The following is a 17,916-nucleotide window of genomic DNA, read 5'->3' as shown; positions in this document are numbered from 1 at the left end:
CAACTAGTGACCGGCCCGAAGCCGGTGAGCCCCGGCGGTTCGCAAGGCATCGTTTGCTGCGGTTCGAGGCAAGCAATGCGGAGGGGGCGGACCATGAGGCTCATGTGCAGGGAAGACGCGTGCGCGCAGCTCGAGGGCGCGCTGACGGCATGCACGTCCGCAACGGCGGGCGTCGTACTCCTGGAAGGGGCGGTGGGCTGCGGGAAGACGGAAATGCTCCTGCACCTGGCCGAAAGGGCCGAGCGGCTCGGAGCCCTGGTGCTCCGGGCCGCCGGCACCGCCCAGGAGCGCGACGTCCCCTACGGAGTGCTGCGCCAGCTGATCGCGGCACTGCCCGCCGGCACCCTCCCGGCCGCGTCCGCCGGCCGGGGGCCGCTCGGCGGACGCGAGCTCATCCAGGCGCTGCGCACCGCCGCTGACCGGACCCCGGTCGTCGTGTGCGTGGACGACCTCCACCACACCGACCCCGCCTCCCTGGAACGGCTGCTGGACGTCGCCCGCGCCGTACGCGGCGAACGGCTCCTGCTCGTGCTGGCCGACGCGCTCCACGAGCACACCGAGAGCCCGCTCGCCCGCACCGAGTTCCTGCGCCACCCCGGCTTCACCCGGATCCTGCTCGGGCGGCTCGACGAGCCCGGCACGGCGGCCCTGCTGGAAGACCACACGGGCCGTCCCGCGACCACCGCCGACACCGCCTGGCTGCACGGCGCCACCGGCGGCAACCCGCTGCTGCTGCGGGCCCTGCTCAACGAACGGCCCCGCCCCGTACGGGGCCCCGCCGACCGGTGGCCGGAACCCGCACCGGGCGGACCCTTCACCCGGGCCGCCCTGACCTGCCTGCACCGCGACGGCGCGGACTCCCGCACCCTCGCCGTGGCCCTCGCCGTCCTCGGCGACGACGCCACCCCCGAACTGGCGGCCCGGCTCGCCGGCACCGGCCCCACCGCCGCCGCCCGCGCGGCCGCCGCCCTGGAGGCCTCCGGGCTCAGCGAGGACGGCCGCCTGCGCCACCCCGCCGTGGCCGCCGCCGTCCTCGACGGAGTCCCCCGGCACGAACTCGCCCTGCTGCGCACCCGCGCCGCCCAGGTGCTCCACGAGTCGGGCGCCCGCGCCGGCACCGTCGCCCCGCACCTGCTCGCCGCCTCCGAGGCCGGCGCCAGCCCGGAGGAGGTACCGCGCGGCGACTGGCCCGTCCAGGTCCTGCGCGAAGCGGCCCTCCAGGTCCTCGTCGACGACGAGCAGTGCGACCACGCAGCCGCCTGCCTGGAACTCGCACGCACCCTGTGCGCCGACGAGCGGACCGGCTGGGAGATCGGCCTCCAGCTGGCCGCGGTGCTCTGGCGCAGACACCCCGCCGCCGCCGAACGCCACCTGGACGGCCCGCTCGCCGCACTGCGCCGCGGCGACCTCGGCCCCGCCGCGGCCGGCCGGCTCGCCCGGCTGCTCGTCGCCCAGGGCCGCATCGAGGACGCGGCCGAGGCCCTCGAACGCATGGCGGACCCGGGCACGGCCGCCCGTACCACCCGCGAGGACCCGCTGCGCGAACTGTTCGCCCTGCCCCCCGCCGCCGCCCCCGCCGCCCCGGCCGCCGGACCCGGCGCGCCCGGCGACCACCCGGGCGGCGGCCCCGCCCGGACCGGCACCGCCGAACTGCGCTCCTCCGCCGCCCTGTGGACGCACCCCGACAGCGCCGGCGACGAACAGGCCGCCGAACGCCTCCTCAAGGGCACCCCGCTGGCCCACGCCACCTTCGATCCCATCGTCCAGGCCGTCCGCACCCTGGTGCACGCGGACCGACCCGACCGGGCCGCCGTCTGGTGCCGGCGCCTCCAGGCCGAGACCCGGCCCGCCGGCTCCCCCGGCTGGCAGTCCGTGTTCGGGCTCGTCCACTCGGAGGCACTGCTGCGCCTGGGCGACCTCGCCGGCGCCGAACACGAGGCCTCCGCCGCCGTCGACGCCGTCGCCGACCGGGGCGGACTCTTCCTCTTCGGCCCCGTCGCCACCCTCGTCACCGCCCTCACCGCGATGGGCCGCTACGACGCCGTGGCCCGCCGCCTCCAGACGCCCGTGCCCGAGGAGCTCTTCTCCAGCGTCTACGCCCTCAACTACCTGAGAGCGCGCGGACACTACTACCTGGCCACCCACCGCCACCGCGCGGCGCTCGGCGAGTTCCTCGACGCCGGCCGGCTCGCCCAGCGCTGGGGCCTGGACCGGCCGCGCCAGCTCCCCTGGCGCACCGACGCCGCCGAGGCCCTGCTGCGGCTCGGCGAACACCGGCAGGCCGAGCGCTTCGTGGTGGAACAGCTCGCCACCTCCGGCGTCCGCAGCCCCCGCGTCCTCGGAGTGTCCCTGCGGCTGCGCGCGGCCACCTCCGAACTGCGCCAGCGCCCCAAACTGCTCACCCGGGCCGTCGACGAACTCAGCCGTTCCGGCGACCGGCTCGAACTGGCCAAGGCCCTCGCCGACCTCGGCCGCGCCCTGCTGCTGCTCGGCGAGGGCACCCGGGCCGGCATGGTCACCCGCCGGGCCTGGCACCTGGCCGCCGACTGCGGGGCCGTGCCGCTGTGCGGGCAGATCATGCCGGGCCAGACCGGCACCGAGCAGCGCACCGCGCCCGTCCAGCGCGCCGAGGAGACCGCGGAGACCGAGCAGCTCAGCGAGTCCGAGCGGCGGGTCGCCGCACTCGCCGCGTACGGCTACACCAACCGGGAGATCTCCGCGAAGCTCTACGTCACGGTGAGCACCGTCGAGCAGCACCTCACCCGCGCCTACCGCAAGCTCGGCATCTCACGCCGTCAGGACCTGCCCATGAGCCTGCAGTTCGACAGCCTGGAAAGCGCCTTCCCCGGCGTAGGGGTGGCCTAGGGGCCGGCAGGGGAGGGGGCCGGACGAGGTCCCCGCCTAGCATCGGCCGACGTGTCCACCCTCACCGACCTGACCAAGCGGGTCCTGCTGGGACGCGCGCTGCGCAGCGAGCAACAGCACGGCCAACTGCTCCCCAAGAGGATCGCCCTTCCGATCTTCGCCAGCGACGCCCTCTCCTCCGTGGCCTACGCGCCGCAGGAGATCATGCTCACCCTGGGCGTGGCGGGCATCGCGGCGTACCAGTACACCCCGTGGATCGCCGGCGTCGTGGTGGTGGTGCTGCTGACCGTCGTCGCCTCCTACCGGCAGAACGTCCGCGCCTACACCAGCGGCGGCGGCGACTTCGAGGTGGCCAACACCAACCTCGGCGAACGCTCCGGCCTGGTCGTGGCCGCCGCGCTGCTGTGCGACTACGTGCTGACCGTCGCCGTGTCGGTGTCGGCGGCCGTGGAGAACCTCGGCGCGAGCATCCCCCTGCTGGCGGACCACCGCGTCGAGGCCGCGATCGCGGTGGTCGTCCTGATCTCCCTGATGAACCTGCGCGGCGTCCGGGAGTCGGGCGCCGCGTTCGCGATACCCACGTACGCCTTCATGCTCGCCGTGCTCGGCATGATCGTCTGGGGTGCGGTGCGGCTGCTCAGCGGCGACGAGCTCCGGGCGGAGACCGCCGACCTGACCATCCGGGGAGAGAGCGCAGGCATCGCCGGATTCGCCCTCGTCTTCCTCGTCCTGCGGGCCTTCTCCTCCGGCTGCACCGCGCTCACCGGGGTGGAGGCCATCAGCAACGGCGTCCCGGCCTTCCGCCGGCCCAAGGGCGAGAACGCCGCGACCACCCTGGTCCTGCTCGGCGTCCTCGGCGTCACCATGTTCGTCGGGGTGACCGCCCTCGCCTACAGGACGGGCGCCAAGTTCGCCGACCCGGCACACGGCAGCCGCCTCGTCGACCCGGTGACCGGCCAGGACGCCGGCATCCCCCACCCGGTGATCGCCCAGGTCGCCAAGACCGTCTTCGAGGGCTTCTCACCGGCGTTCTACTTCGTCACGGTGATGACCGGCATCATCCTCGTGCTCGCCGCGAACACCGCCTTCAACGGCTTCCCGGTGCTCGGCTCGATCCTCGCCCGCAGCCGCTTCATGCCGCGCCAGCTGCACACCCGCGGCGACCGCCTCGCCTTCAGCAACGGCATCGTCATCCTCGCCGCCGCGGCCGCGCTGCTCATCTACGCCTACGACGCGGCCGTCACCCAGCTCATCCCGCTCTACACGGTCGGCGTGTTCGTCTCCTTCACCATCAGCCAGATCGGCATGGTCCGGCACTGGAACCGGCTGCTGCCCGCCGCCGGCGCCCGAAGCCGCTCGGCGATGCGCCGGGCCCGCGCCATCAACGCCGTCGGCGCCTGCATCACCGCCCTGGTGCTGGCCGTCGTCCTCACGACCAAGTTCGCCAGCGGCGCCTGGCTGGTGTGCCTGGCCATGGCCGGCCTCTACGCGCTGATGCGGGTCATCCGGCGCCACTACGACCGGGTCGCGGAGGAACTGGAACCCGGGGACGACAAGCCGGTGACCGCCCGCCCGGGCCGGACCCACGTCCTCGTCCTCGTCTCGCAGCTGCACAAGCCCACCATCCGGGCCGTGGAGTACGCCCACGCCCTGCGCCCCGACACCCTCCAGGCCGTCTCCGTCTCGGTCGACCCGGAGGCGGCCGTCCGGCTGCGCGGGGAATGGGACCGCTCGGGCATGCCCGTACCGCTGCGGCTGCTCGAATCCCCGTACCGGGAGATCACCCGCCCGGTCCTCGAGTACGTCCACCGCTTCCGCACCGACCACCCGCGCGACGTCGTCGCGGTGTTCATCCCCGAGTACGTCGTGGGCCGATGGTGGGAGAACCTGCTGCACAACCAGAGCGCCCTGCGCCTCAAGGCCCGGCTGCTGTTCCAGCCCGGCGTCATGGTCACCAGCGTCCCCTGGCAGCTGGCCTCCTCCGAACGGGCCGGAGGACGCCCGGACCGGGCCGCGCCGGGATCCGTCCGCAAGTCCTCGCACCGCCACCCCGCCCCCGGACCGGGCACCGGCACCCGCACCGGCCCCGCGGGGCCGCAGGACTGACACCGGGCCGCGGCACCGGCACCGGCCCGCACCGCCCCCGGCCGTACGACAGGGGTGGGCAGGGGCCCCGGCAGGGGTGTGGTCCGGGCGCGCACCGCCATAACGTCGAGCGCGACGACACGTGCGAGCGAGCGATCTTGGGGGAACCGTGGTCCGTCGGCCTTGGGACGTGGAGTGCCCGGACGCACCCGTACGGCTGTTCTGCCTTCCGTGGGCCGGCGGCGGCGCCGTGGCCTACCGTCGCGGCTGGCCCCGGGCGCTGGCGCCCGACGTCGACGTGCACGCCGTGGAACTGCCCGGCCGGGGAGCCGAGTTCGACGAGCCGCTGATGCGCCGGGTGGAACCGCTGCTCGACGCGCTGATGACGCGGATCGTCCCGCTCGTGGACCGGCCGTACGCGGTCTTCGGCCACAGCATGGGCTCCATGCTCGGCCTGGAACTCACCCGCCGCCTGGTCGGCGCGGGCCTGCCCGAACCCATCCGCATGTTCATGTCCGGCAGCGGCATGCCGGGCCGTCGCCCCCGTACCGGGGGCAGCCCGCTGCACGAACTGCCCGAGAACGAGTTCCGGGAGTGGCTGCGCAAGACCGGCGGGACCCCCGCCGAGGTGTTCCGCAACCCCGAACTCCTGGACCTCGTCTCGCCGCTGCTGCGCGCCGACTTCGAGCTCTGCGACGCCTACCGCTACCGGCCCGCGCCGCCCTTCGGCTGCCCGGTCACCGCGATCGGCGGCGACGACGACCCCTACGTCCCGGTCGACGCGCTCGCCGAGTGGGCCGAGATCACCACCGGGCCCTTCGACCGCCTGGTGCTGGCCGGCGGCCACTTCGCCTTCCAGGAGCACCTGGACCGGGTCCAGGCCTTCGTCGCCGCCGCCCTGCGCAGCGCCGTACGCGGCCTCACCCACTGACCCGCCACCACCCCGGCCGGGCCGCCGCACCGGGGCCGCCGGACCGGACACAGGGGTTGCCGCGCCCGGAACAGGGGTGCCGGGAGGGGGCGCGGTGATCCAGTCTTGGAGGGCACCGTACGCGTCGGGAAAGATGATCATCTCTTGATCGCTCGTGCGCATCAGGATCCGATACCAACGGGAAACGGGTGATCACCAGTTGATGCGGGAGTTCGAACGCGCCGCCCAGCAGGCCGGATTCGTCCTTGACGAAGCCCAGCGGCAGGCCGCCCTCAGGCTCGGCGAACTCGGCGCGGACATGACGCGCCGACGCGGACTGTTCAGCCGCAACGCCGCACCGCCGCGCGGTGTGTACCTGTGGGGTTCGGTCGGCCGCGGCAAGAGCTGGCTGACCACCACCTTCTACGAGGCGGTGCCGCTGCGGAACAAACGCCGGCTGCACTTCCACGACTTCTTCCGCGAGTTCCACGCCGCGTACCACCGCCACCGGGGCGACCGCCGGGTCACCGACCTCGCCGTCACCGAACTCCTCGGCGACTGCCGCTTCCTCGTCTTCGACGAGTTCCACGTCCACGACGCCGGTGACGCGATGCTGATCGGCCGGGTGCTCAGGTCGATCCTCGACCAGAGGATCACCCTGCTCACCACCTCGAACTACCCTCCGGCCGGACTGCTCCCCAACCCGGTCTTCCACGAGCTGTTCGAGCCCACGATCAAGATGCTCGAAGAGACCATGGACGTCGTCGAGCTCGGCGGCGGACGCGACTACCGGGCCGAGTACGGATCCGGCGCGGCCCGCTCCGAGTTCGAGCGCGGGGCGTACGTCTGGCCCGGCACCGGCGAGCAGCTCGCCGAGCGGGGCCTGAGCCTGCCCGAGGCCGCCGAGCGGCAGCCGGTGGAGGTCGGCGGCGGACGCACGGTGCCCGCGCTGGCGGTCCGCGGCGACCTGGTCTGGTTCGACTTCCACGACCTGTGCGACCAGCCGAACTCGACCGGCGACTACCTGGCGGTGGCGGACCGCTTCCCCGTCTGGGTGCTCTCCGGCCTGCCCCGCCTGGCCGGCGAGAACCGGGACGCGGCCCAGCGGTTCGCCAACCTGATCGACGTGCTCTGCGACCGGGACGTACGCCTCGTCCTCGTCGGAGAGGCACCGCTCGACGACGTACTGCGGGGCGAGAACCTGCCGCTCGACGTCAACCGCACCGCGAGCCGCCTGTCGCTGCTGTCCGCCACGGCCGACTCCGACGCGCGCTGAGCGGGGCCCGGACGGTGCGGAACGCGCGGCTCGGTCCGCAGCTGTTTCCGACATCAGACAACAAAGGGCTATGCCGATGGCGACCGAACAAGAACTCCGCGACTACCTGAAGCGGGCCACCGTCGAACTGCGCTCCGTCAAGCAGCAGCTCCACGATGCCGAGGCAGCGGGCAGCGAGCCCATCGCCATCGTGGGAATGGGCTGCCGCTTCCCCGGCGGGGTGACGTCGCCGGAGGACCTGTGGCGGCTGCTCGACGGGGGAGTCGACGCGATCTCCCCCTTCCCCGCCGACCGCGGCTGGGACCTCGAAGCGCTGTACGACCCGGACCCCGAGCGGCCCGGTACGACGTACACCCGCGAGGGCGGGTTCATCGACCGCGTCGCCGAGTTCGACGCCGGGTTCTTCGGGATCAACCAGCGCGAGGCCCTCGCCATGGACCCCCAGCAGCGCCTCCTGATGGAGACCGCCTGGGAGGTCGTCGAACGCGCCGGGATCGACGCCGCCTCGCTGCGCGGCAGCCGCACCGGAGTGTTCCTCTCCGTGATGTACCACGACTACGCCAACCTCCTGGAGGGCCGGGAGAACCTGGCCGGCTACGTCATCAACGGCAGCGCCGGCAGCATCGCCTCGGGCCGCATCGCCTACACCTTCGGCTTCGAGGGCCCCGCCCTCACCGTGGACACGGCCTGCTCGTCCTCGCTGGTGACCCTGCACCTGGCCGCCGAGTCGCTGCGCCGCGGCGAGTGCTCCCTCGCGATGACCGGCGGCGCGACGGTGATGTCCACCCCCGCCTCCTTCGTGGAGTTCAGCCGCCAGCGCTCCCTCGCCCCCGACGGCCGCTGCAAGCCCTTCTCCGCGCACGCGGACGGCACGGGCTGGTCCGAAGGCGTCGGCATGCTCCTCCTGGAGCGGCTCTCGGACGCCCGGCGCAACGGCCACGAGGTGCTCGCGGTGATCCGGGGCACGGCCGTCAACCAGGACGGCGCCAGCAACGGCCTCACCGCCCCCAACGGCCCGTCGCAGCAACGGGTCATCGCGCAGGCCCTGGCCAACGCCCGGCTGACCGCCGACCAGATCGACGCGGTCGAGGCCCACGGCACGGGCACCTCGCTCGGCGACCCCATCGAGGCGCAGTCGCTGCTGGCGGCCTACGGTCAGGAGAGGCCGGCGGACCGGCCCCTGTGGCTGGGCTCGCTCAAGTCGAACATCGGCCACACCCAGGCCGCCGCCGGAGCCGGCGGGGTGATCAAGATGGTCATGGCCATGCGCCATGGCGTACTCCCCAGGACCCTGCACGCCGAAGAGCCGACCCCGCACGTCGACTGGGCCTCCGGTGCGGTGGAGCTGCTCGCCGAAGCCCGGCCGTGGCCCGCGACCGGACGGCCCCGGCGCGCCGGCGTGTCCTCCTTCGGCATCAGCGGCACCAACGCCCACGCCATCCTGGAACAGGCCCCCGACGAACGGGCGTCCGAGGAACAGGCCCCCGCCCCGCTCCTCGCGCAGGGCGCCCCGGCCGCCGGGACCCCCGACGAGGCCACCGCCGAGCCCGTCGCCCTCCCCGCGGCCTTCTCCCGCGGCGCGAGCACCCCCGCCCCGCCCGTCCCCTGGCCGCTCTCCGGCCGCACCGGACCGGCCCTGCGCGCGCAGGCCCAGCGGCTGCGGGACCGGATCGAGGCCGACCCGGCCCTGGACCCGCGCGCCGTGGCCGCCGCCCTCCTGCGCACCCGCTCGGACTTCGAACACCGCGCGGTCCTCCTCGCCGGGGACCGGCCCGGCTTCCTGCGGCAGCTGGACGCGCTGGCCGCCGGCCCGGACACGGGCGAGGACGACGGACGGCGCCCCGACGGGCCGGTCACCGGTGTGGCCCGGGCGTCCGGCGTCCGGCCGGTCTTCGTCTTCCCCGGCCAGGGCTCGCAGTGGACCGGCATGGCCCTCGGACTCCTCGACAGCTCCCCGGTCTTCGCCGCACGCGTCGAAGCGTGCGAGGCCGCGTTCGCCCCGTACGTGGACTGGTCGCTGACCGACGTCCTGCGGGCGGCGGACGGCGCGCCCTCCCTGGAACGCGTGGACGTCCTGCAGCCCGCCCTGTTCGCGGTGATGCTCTCCCTCGCCGAACTCTGGCGGGCCTGCGGCGTCGAGCCGGCCGCCGTGGTCGGCCACAGCCAGGGCGAGGTCGCGGCGGCCGTCGTCGCCGGCGCCCTGTCCCTCGCCGACGGGGCCCGGATCGTCGCCCTGCGCAGTCGGGCCCTGCTGGAACTGTCCGGGACCAGCGCGATGGCCTCGGTCGCCCTGCCGGCCGAGCGGGTCACCGCCCTGCTGCCCGCCTGGGACGGCCGGCTCTCCCTCGCCGCCGTCAACGGACCGACCTCCGTGGTCGTCGCGGGCGACCGCACGGCCCTGGAGGAACTGCTGGAGAAGCTGACCGCCGACGGCGTCTGGGCCCGGCGGGTCCCCGGTGTGGACACCCCGGGGCACTCGGCGCGCATCGAGGAGGTGCGCGAACGGATGCTCGACGCCCTCGCCCCCGTCGCCCCGGCCGAATCCGCCGTCCCCTACTACTCCACCGTCACCGGCACCCTCCTGGACACCGGGGGACTCGACGCCGGCTACTGGTACCGCAACATGCGCCGGACCGTCCAGCTGGAGCAGGCCGTCCGCGCCCTCGCCGCCGACGGCTACGCCCACTTCCTGGAGATCAGCCCCCACCCGGTGCTGGGCGTGGGGCTGGCCGAGACCCTCGAACAGACCGGCACCGACGCCTTCCTGGGCGAGACGCTGCGCCGGGACGCCGGCGGCCCCGAACGCTTCCTCACCTCCCTCGCCGCCGCCCACGCCCACGGCGTGGAGGCGGACTGGGAGGCGGCGTACGCCGGGCGGCTGCCGCACCCCGCCGACCTGCCCACCTACGCCTTCCAGCGCAGCCGGTACTGGCCCGAGGGGTTCGCCCCCGCCGGCGACGCGACCGCGCTGGGCCTCGGCCCCGCCGGACACCCGCTGCTCGGCGCCGCCGTCCCGCTGCCCGGCACCGACGGGTTCCTCTTCACCACCCGCCTCTCGCTGACCTCCCACCCCTGGCTCGCCGACCACGCGCTGCTGGGCCAGGCCCTGCTGCCCGGCACCGCGTTCCTGGAGCTGGCCCTGTACGCCGGCCGCCGGCTCGACTGCGCCCGCGTGGAGGAACTGGTCCTGGAGGCACCGCTGCCGCTGCCCGCGCACGGCGGCGTCCAGATCCAGCTCACCGTCGGCGCGGCCGACGAGGCGGGCCGCCGGCCGGTGGCCGTGTACGCCCGTACCGACGGCCCGGGCGCCGACCCGGCCGGGACCGGGCAGCCGTGGACCCGCCACGCCGCCGGGCACCTGACCCCGGACACCGCCCCCGCGGCCACCGCCTTCGGGGTGTGGCCGCCCGAGGGCGCGAGCCCGGTCGACGTGAGCGGCGTCTACGCCGGGTTCGCGGCGGCGGGCTTCGGCTACGGGCCCGCCTTCCAGGGCCTACGCGCCGCGTGGCGCCGGGGCGACGAGGTGTTCGCGGAGGTCCGCCTGCCCGAGGACCAGCAGGGCTCCGCGACCCGGTTCGGCCTGCACCCCGCCCTGTCGGACTCCGCCCTGCACGCCGTCCCGCTGGGCGCGCCGGCCGGCGGGGACGGCGGGACCGGCGGCATCGGCGAGGGGCGGATGCCGTTCGCCTGGCACGACGTGACCCTGCACGCCACCGGCGCCCGGGCGCTGCGGGTCGCCGTCGCACCCGCCGGGAACGAGGCCGTCTCCCTGGAACTCACCGACCAGACCGGTCTTCCCGTGGCCGGCGTCGGATCGCTGATGCTGCGGCCCCTGAACCGGGAGCAGCTCGCCGGGACCCGGCCCGGGCACGGCGACGGGCTGTTCCGCCTCGACTGGACCCCGCTCCCCGCGTCCCGTGCGGCCCTCGACGGTTCCTGGGCGGTGCTGGGTCCGGCCACCCCCGGCCCGGCCTCCGGCGCGCGGCGGGCCGCGGACCTCGCGGAGCTCACCACCGTCCCGGCGCTCGTGCTCGCCTCGCCCGCCGCGGGCGCCGCCGAGGTGCGCTCCGCCACCGCGGCCACCCTCGCACTGCTCCGGTCCTGGCTGGCCGACGCCCGCTTCGGGGACTCCCGGCTGGCCGTGGTCACCCGGGGAGCGGTGGCGGCGGGGGAGGGCGACGCCGCTCCGGACCTGGTCCAGGCGGCCGTGTGGGGCCTGGTGCGCTCGGCGCAGTCGGAGCACCCGGAGCGGTTCCTGCTGATCGACCTGGAGCGGCGGGACGCCGGCACCGACGAGGCCGCGGACCAGGAGGCCCTGGCCCGGGCCGTGGCGTCCGGCGAGCCCCAGACCGCGGTCCGCGGCGGCACCGTCCGCGCCCTGCGCCTGGCCCGCGCGGCCACGACCACGGCCGCGGACGCGTCCGGCGGGCCGCTCTTCACCCCCGGCGGCACGGTCCTGGTCACCGGCGGTACCGGAACCCTGGGCCGGGCGGTGGCCCGCCACCTGGTGACGGAACACGGCGTCCGTCATCTGCTCCTGGCGAGCCGCTCGGGCGGTGCCGGAGAATTGGTCGCCGAGCTGTCGGAGCTGGGGGCCTCGGTCACCGTCGCCGCCTGCGACGTCGCGGACCGGGAGGCCCTGGCCGGGCTGCTGGCCGGGATTCCGGCCGGGCACCCGCTGACCGCGGTCGTCCACACGGCCGGCGTCCTGGACGACGGCGTGGTCGAGTCCCTCACCCCGGAACGCTTCGACGCGGTCCTGCGGCCCAAGGCCGACGCCGCCTGGAACCTCCACGAACTCACCGCCGGCCTCGGCCTGTCGGCGTTCGTCCTCTTCTCCTCCGCCGCCAGCCTCTTCGGCGCCCCCGGTCAGGGCAACTACGCCGCCGCCAACGCCTACGTCGACGCCCTCGCCCAGTACCGGCGCTCCCTCGGCCTGCCCGCGCAGTCCCTCGCCTGGGGCCTGTGGGCCGAACGCAGCGGCATGACCGGGCACCTCGACGGGGCCGGACTCGCTCGCATCGAACGCGCCGGAGCCCAGGCCCTGACGACCGCCGAGGGCCTCGCCCTCTTCGACGCCGCGCTCACCTCCCCCGAGGCGGTGCTCGTTCCGATGCGGGTGGACCTCGCGGCGGTACGCGCCCAGTCGGCGGCCGGCGAGAGCGTGCCCCGGCTGCTGCGCGCCCTGGTTCCGGCACCGGTGCGCCGGGCCGCCGCCGAGGCGGCGCCCGTGACCTCGCCGGCGCAGCAGCTCGCCGGGCTGCCGGAGAACGAGCGCATCCGGTTCCTGTCCGACCTGGTACGCGGACACGCCGCGACCGTCCTCGGCCACGCGGGGCCGGAGGAGGTCGAGGCCGACCGCGGCTTCCTGGAGCTGGGGCTCGACTCCCTGACGGCGGTCCAGCTCCGCAACCGCCTCGGCACCGCCACGGGACTGCGCCTGCCCACCACGCTCGTCTTCGACTATCCGACGCCGGCCGCGCTCGCCGCTTACCTGTGCGGCCTGCTGGTGGCGGAGGAGCCGCGACCGGCGGTGTTCGGCGAACTGGACCGGCTGGAGGACGCCCTCCGGGCGACCGCCTCCCGGGACTCCGAGGAGGTCCGGGCCGAGGTGTCCGCGCGCCTGGCGGAGCTGCTGGCGCTCTTCGGGACGGCGGCGCCCGCCGGGAGTGCCGGCGGGACGGGCGCGGGAACCGCCGCCGCGGCCCTGGGCACCGCCTCCGCCGATGAGATATTCGACTTCATCCAGGCCGAATTCGGCCGGTAGGAGCGAGACGCAACGCGGGAGGGCCTGCGGCGGACGAAGCGATCCGTCCGGCGCAGGCCCGTTCCCGCTGCCTCCGCCCGCTACGGGCGAAGGCGCACCGGAAGCGTCTCGAGACCCTGCATCATAAAACTCTTGCGCCAGCGCAATTCCGAATCCGGCACCGCGAGCGAAAGGTCCGGGAAGCGGGCCAGGATATCGCGCAGGGCGATTTCCATTTCCGCCCGGGCGAGCGGCGCGCCGACGCAGTAGTGGATTCCGTGCCCGAATCCCAGGTGGCCGTTGGTGGACCGGGCGACGTCGAGCCGGTGCGGGCAGGCGAACTTCGCCTCGTCCCGGTTGGCGGACCCGAGCAGCACCGAAACGTACTCGCCGGCCCCGATGGTCACCCCGCCCAGCTCCAGCGGCTCCGTGGCATAGCGCAGGGTCGCCCGGTTTCCCGGGCCCTCGTAGCGCAGGAATTCCTCGTTGGCGGCCGGAACGAGGCCCGGGTCCGCGCGGACCGCCGCGAGCTGCGCCGGATGGTTGAGCAGGGCCCGCAGGCCGTGCCCGATCATGTTCACGGTGGTTTCGTAGCCGGCCACCACCAGCAGGAAGACCGTCGAGACCAGTTCGACGTCGGACAGCTGGTCCTGGTCGTCGCGGGCGGTCACCAGCGCGCTGATGAGGTCGTCGCCCGGATCGGCGCGCTTGTGCTGGATCATCTGCCCGATGTGCTGCCCGAACTTCGCCATGTTCGCGCCGGCGTTCTCGTTGTCGTTCGACATGATGGCGCCCGTCAGCCCCACCAGGACCGGCAGGTGTTCGGCCGTGATGCCCAGCAGCTCGCCGAGCACCTTGACCGGGAAGACCGCCGTGTAGTGCTCCACCAGGTCGACCACGCCGTCGCCGGATTCGGCGGCCGCCTTCTCGGCCGAGTCGAGCAGTTCCGCGCTGATCCGCTCGATCGTGGGCCGCAGCCGCTCCACGCTGCGCGCCGTCAGGGCCTTGTTGACCAGCTTGCGCAGCCGGGTGTGGCCCGGCGGGTCCATGTTGAGCATGTGCCGGCCCACCGAGCTGTGCTCCAGCCGGGGCGTGCCGCCCTCGCTCATCTCGCGGTCGAAGTACCCCAGCTCGACCGAGGTGTCGATGTCCTTGGACAGCGCGGGGTGCGTCATCGCGATGCGGGCCTCCTCGTGGCTGACGACCGCCCACACCCGCAGGCCGCTGGGCAGCAGCATCCGGTGCACCGGCCCCTTCGCCCTGAGGCCGGCGAAGGCCGGATAGGGGTTGCTCAGAAACTCGTCATCCATTACGGGAAGGGGCATGAAAACTCCTCGTATTGCTGAATAGGGGTTGCCCGAGAGGCTGTTTCAGGGGTTTGTTGAGGGGTTTATAGGGGCCGGTAGGGGTCGCCCCGGGTAACACCACTATTGAAGTTGATCTCACTTGTCGGCTCGCATAGTATCGGCCGCTGAGCGGGGGGCCAAAGAAATTCATAAACCTTTCTCCCGCGCGGTAAGGGCATTGGTCCGGCTCAATGTGTTCGATCGGATGCGGGGGACATGCAATGGGGGAGCACGGTGTGCGGGACGGCCTTTTCAGGCCCCTCTCGGAACTCCTCCGGGAGCACGCACGCGAGCGCGCCGCCCGGCCCGCCTTTTCCGACGGGACGCGCAGCGTCACGTACGGGGAGCTGGCGACGACCACGCGCAGGGTCGCCGGTCACCTCGCCGCCCTCGGAGCCGGCCGCGGCCGGCGCGTCCTCGTCCACCTGGGAAACCGGGTCGAGACGGTCGAGAGCTGCCTCGCCGTCACCCGCGCGGCCCTCGTCGCCGTACCGGTCGGCCCCCGCGCCGGCGACGCCGAACTGACGCATGTCCTCGACGACTCGCAGGCCGCCGTCGTCATCACCGACGTACACCGCCTCGCGCAGTACCGCCGCCTGGACGCGGTGGGACACGGCGTCCATTTCGTCGTCGTCACCGCACCGGGCGAGACCCTCGGCACTGACGGCCCCGACAGCGCGGGCGTCCACGACTTCACGCGGCTGTGCGCCACCGAACCGCCCGTGCCCGCCCCCGACGACCTCGGCCTCGACGAGGTCGCCTGGATGCTCTACACCTCGGGCACCACCGGCGCCCCCAAGGGCGTCCTGTCCACCCAGCGGGCCGGCCTGTGGTCCGTCGCGGCCGGATACCCGTCCGTCCTCGGCATCACCGAGGACGACCGGCTGCTGTGGCCGCTGCCGCTGCACCACAGCTTCGCGTTCAACCTCTGCGTCCTCGGCGTCACCGCCACCGGAGCCTCGGCCCGGATCATGGCCGACCGCACGCCGGGCGAGGTCCTCGCCGAACTCCGCGCGGCCCCGTACACCCTGATGGCGGCCGTCCCGACGCTCTGCCACCACCTCCTGGACACCGCCCGCGAAGGCGAATCGGCCCTGACCGGCCTGCGGGCGTTCCTGGTGGCCGGCGCGGTCACCGGCGCCGAACTCGGCGCACGCTTCGCCGAAGCCTTCGGGGTCCCCCTGATCGACAGCTACGGCAGCACCGAGACCACCGGCGTCATCACCTGCAACCCGCTCACCGGACCGCGCGTCCCCGGCTCCTGCGGCCGGCCCGTCCCGGGCCTGCGCCTGCGCGTCGTCGACCCGGCCTCCGGGCTCGACGTCCCCCGTGGCGACGAGGGCGAGATCCGGGTCGACAGCCCCGGCCTGATGCTCGGCTACCACCGTGCGCCCGAGGCGACCGAAGCGGCCTTCCACGAAGGCTGGTACCGCACCGGAGACCTCGGACGCCTCGACGCCGACGGCTTCCTGACCATCACCGGACGGCTGAAGGAACTGATCATCCGGGGCGGCGAGAACATCCACCCCGCCGAGATCGAGGACCTGATCCGCGCGGGCGAGGGCATCGCCGACGCGGCCGTGGTGGCCCGCCCGCACGCCACCCTCGGCGAGGTCCCGGTCGCCTACGTCGTGCCCGAGGAAGGCCGGAGCCTGTCCCCCGAAGCCGTCCTGACGCGGTGCCGGGAGCGGCTCGCCTACTACAAGGTGCCCGTCGCGCTCCACCGCACCGGGCACATCCCCCGCACCGCCTCCGGCAAGATCGTCCGCCGGCTCGTCGGCGACGGCCCCGAACCCTCGCGGCTGCTCGCCGCCGGCACCACCCACCACGACCGGATCAGCCGCACCCCGCCCGAACCCGCGCCCCTGCCCGCCTCGCTCCCCGCCGACGACACCAGCGTCGTCGCCGCCGCCTCCGTACTGCTGCTCACCGGCCCCGCTGACGAGGACCGCGCCGAAACCCTGGCCGGACACCTGACCGGCGCCCACCACTGCACCGACGTCACCCGCGCCACCTGCGACCCGACCGACGCCGACGCGGTCGACCGGGCCCTCGCCGGCTCCGACGCCCACGCCGTGGTGCTGCTCGCCGCCGACACCCCCGACGCGGTCTTCGACGCCGTCGCACGGCGCCTGCGCGCGCGGGGCCGTACCGCGCTCTCCCTGAGCGCCGCACCCGAAGTCACCGGGCGCGAGCTCCGGGAAGGCCTCGACGCCGCACTGATCGAGGGCGAACCGGCCGTCCGCGTCCACGCGTACGGCCACGAACCGGCGGCCCGCACCGGCGCCACGCCCACCGAGGACCCCGAGCTGACCCGGCGCCTGACCGCGGAACTGCGGACCCTGACCGGCGAGGGCCGCGAACGGCTGCTGCTGCGCCTCGTCACCGACGCGATCGCCGAAGTCCGTGGTGGAGCCCCCGCCCCCACCGCGTCCGGCCCGCGCGAACAGTCCCGGCCGCTGGGCTTCGACTCCATGGCCTCCGTGCGCCTGTCGGCCCGGCTGGGCGCGGCGACCGGGCTGCGGCTGCCCGCCTCGCTGGCCTTCGACCACCCGAGCCCCGTACTGCTGGCCCGGTTCCTGCACGGTGAGCTGGCCGGCTCGGCGCCCGGGGCCGCAGCGCCGGGGCCCGTCGCGGACGCCGCCGATCCGGTGGTCGTGGTGGGCGCCGCCTGCCGGTTCCCCGGCGGCGTGGGCTCGCCCGAGGAACTCTGGCGTCTGGTCGCCTCGGGCTCCGACGCGGTGGGTCCCTTCCCGCAGGACCGCGGCTGGGACCTGGACGGCCTCTTCGACGCGGACCCTGACGCACCTGGGACCACGTACACCCGCGAGGGCGGCTTCCTCGACGGGGCCGCCGACTTCGACGCCGCCTTCTTCGGGATCTCCCCGCGAGAGGCCCTCGCCATGGACCCCCAGCAGCGGCTGCTGCTGGAGACCTCCTGGGAGCTGTTCGAACAAGCCGGCATCGACCCGGACTCGCTGCGCGGCAGCCGCACCGGCGTCTTCGCCGGGCAGATGTACCACGACTACGCGCCGCGGCTCGCCGGGGAGAGCGGCCTGGAGGGCTACCTGAGCACCGGCGGCGCGGGCAGCGTCCTGTCGGGGCGGCTGTCCTACTTCTACGGGTTCCAGGGCCCCGCGCTGACCGTGGACACGGCGTGCTCGTCCTCCCTCGTCGCCCTGCACCTCGCGGCGGAGTCCCTGCGCCGGGGCGAATGCTCACTGGCGCTGGCCGGCGGCGTCGCCCTGATGTCCACCCCGGCCTCCTTCATCGACTTCAGCCGCCAGCGCGGCCTGTCACCCGACGGCCGCTGCAAGCCGTTCGCGGCCGCCGCGGACGGCACGGGCTGGTCCGAGGGCGCGGGCATGCTCCTCGTGGAGCGGCTGTCGGACGCCCGACGCAACGGCCACGAGGTCCTCGCGGTCCTCAAGGGTTCCGCGGTCAACCAGGACGGGGCCTCCAACGGCCTGTCCGCCCCCAACGGCCCCGCCCAGCAGCGCGTCATCCGCCAGGCCCTCGCCCACGCCGGACTGACAGCCGGCCAGGTCGACGCGGTCGAAGCGCACGGCACGGGCACCACCCTCGGCGACCCCATCGAGGCGCAGGCCCTGCTCGCCACCTACGGCCGGGACCGCGAGGAGGACCGGCCGCTGCTGCTGGGCTCCGTCAAGTCGAACCTGGGCCACAC

7 protein-coding genes are annotated in these 17,916 nt (G+C 74.6%); 6 read left to right on the top strand and 1 reads right to left on the bottom strand.

Translation table 11 applies throughout. From position 1 onward, the window contains the following. Positions 1–102 precede the first annotated feature (102 nt). The 5 genes from ACZ4WZ_RS30040 (at position 103) to ACZ4WZ_RS30020 (ending at position 12,903) form a co-directional block, all read left to right on the top strand. Positions 103–2,865, top strand: a complete 2,763-nt coding sequence (locus tag ACZ4WZ_RS30040) for a helix-turn-helix transcriptional regulator (protein ID WP_467895432.1) — start codon at positions 103–105, stop codon at positions 2,863–2,865. Between the two features lie 51 nt (positions 2,866–2,916). After that, on the top strand, positions 2,917–4,971 hold the full coding sequence (locus ACZ4WZ_RS30035; RefSeq protein WP_467895429.1) for an APC family permease: 2,055 nt from the start codon (positions 2,917–2,919) through the stop codon (positions 4,969–4,971). A gap of 148 nt (positions 4,972–5,119) precedes the next feature. Then, positions 5,120–5,881, top strand: coding sequence for a thioesterase II family protein (locus ACZ4WZ_RS30030; protein ID WP_467895425.1), 762 nt, complete (start codon positions 5,120–5,122; stop codon positions 5,879–5,881). Positions 5,882–6,083: 202 nt separating this feature from the next. After that, positions 6,084–7,136, top strand: a complete 1,053-nt coding sequence (gene zapE, locus ACZ4WZ_RS30025; protein WP_467895422.1) for a cell division protein ZapE — start codon at positions 6,084–6,086, stop codon at positions 7,134–7,136. Positions 7,137–7,188: 52 nt separating this feature from the next. Further along, on the top strand, positions 7,189–12,903 hold the full coding sequence (locus tag ACZ4WZ_RS30020) for a type I polyketide synthase (RefSeq protein WP_467895477.1): 5,715 nt from the start codon (positions 7,189–7,191) through the stop codon (positions 12,901–12,903). A gap of 80 nt (positions 12,904–12,983) precedes the next feature. On the opposite strand, the gene ACZ4WZ_RS30015 is transcribed toward ACZ4WZ_RS30020, so the two are convergent. After that, positions 12,984–14,207, bottom strand: a complete 1,224-nt coding sequence (locus ACZ4WZ_RS30015) for a cytochrome P450 family protein (RefSeq protein ID WP_467895419.1) — start codon at positions 14,205–14,207, stop codon at positions 12,984–12,986. A 257-nt stretch (positions 14,208–14,464) separates the two neighbouring features. Here ACZ4WZ_RS30015 and ACZ4WZ_RS30010 point away from each other — a divergent pair. Continuing rightward, positions 14,465–17,916, top strand: a 3,452-nt coding sequence (locus ACZ4WZ_RS30010; RefSeq protein WP_467895416.1) for a beta-ketoacyl synthase N-terminal-like domain-containing protein, incomplete at its 3' end; no start/stop codon positions are given.

The organism is Streptomyces sp. NPDC029122, from assembly GCF_055569445.1.
This window is presented reverse-complemented; position numbering and strand designations above follow the sequence as displayed.

Bases quoted from the DNA above. Each gene is read 5' to 3' on its own strand.
- ACZ4WZ_RS30040 (WP_467895432.1), top strand. From the start codon at position 103: ATGTGCAGGGAAGACGCGTGCGCGCAGCTCGAGGGCGCGCTGACGGCA.
- zapE (WP_467895422.1), top strand. From the start codon at position 6,084: ATGCGGGAGTTCGAACGCGCCGCCCAGCAGGCCGGATTCGTCCTTGAC.
- ACZ4WZ_RS30015 (WP_467895419.1), bottom strand. From the start codon at position 14,207: ATGCCCCTTCCCGTAATGGATGACGAGTTTCTGAGCAACCCCTATCCG.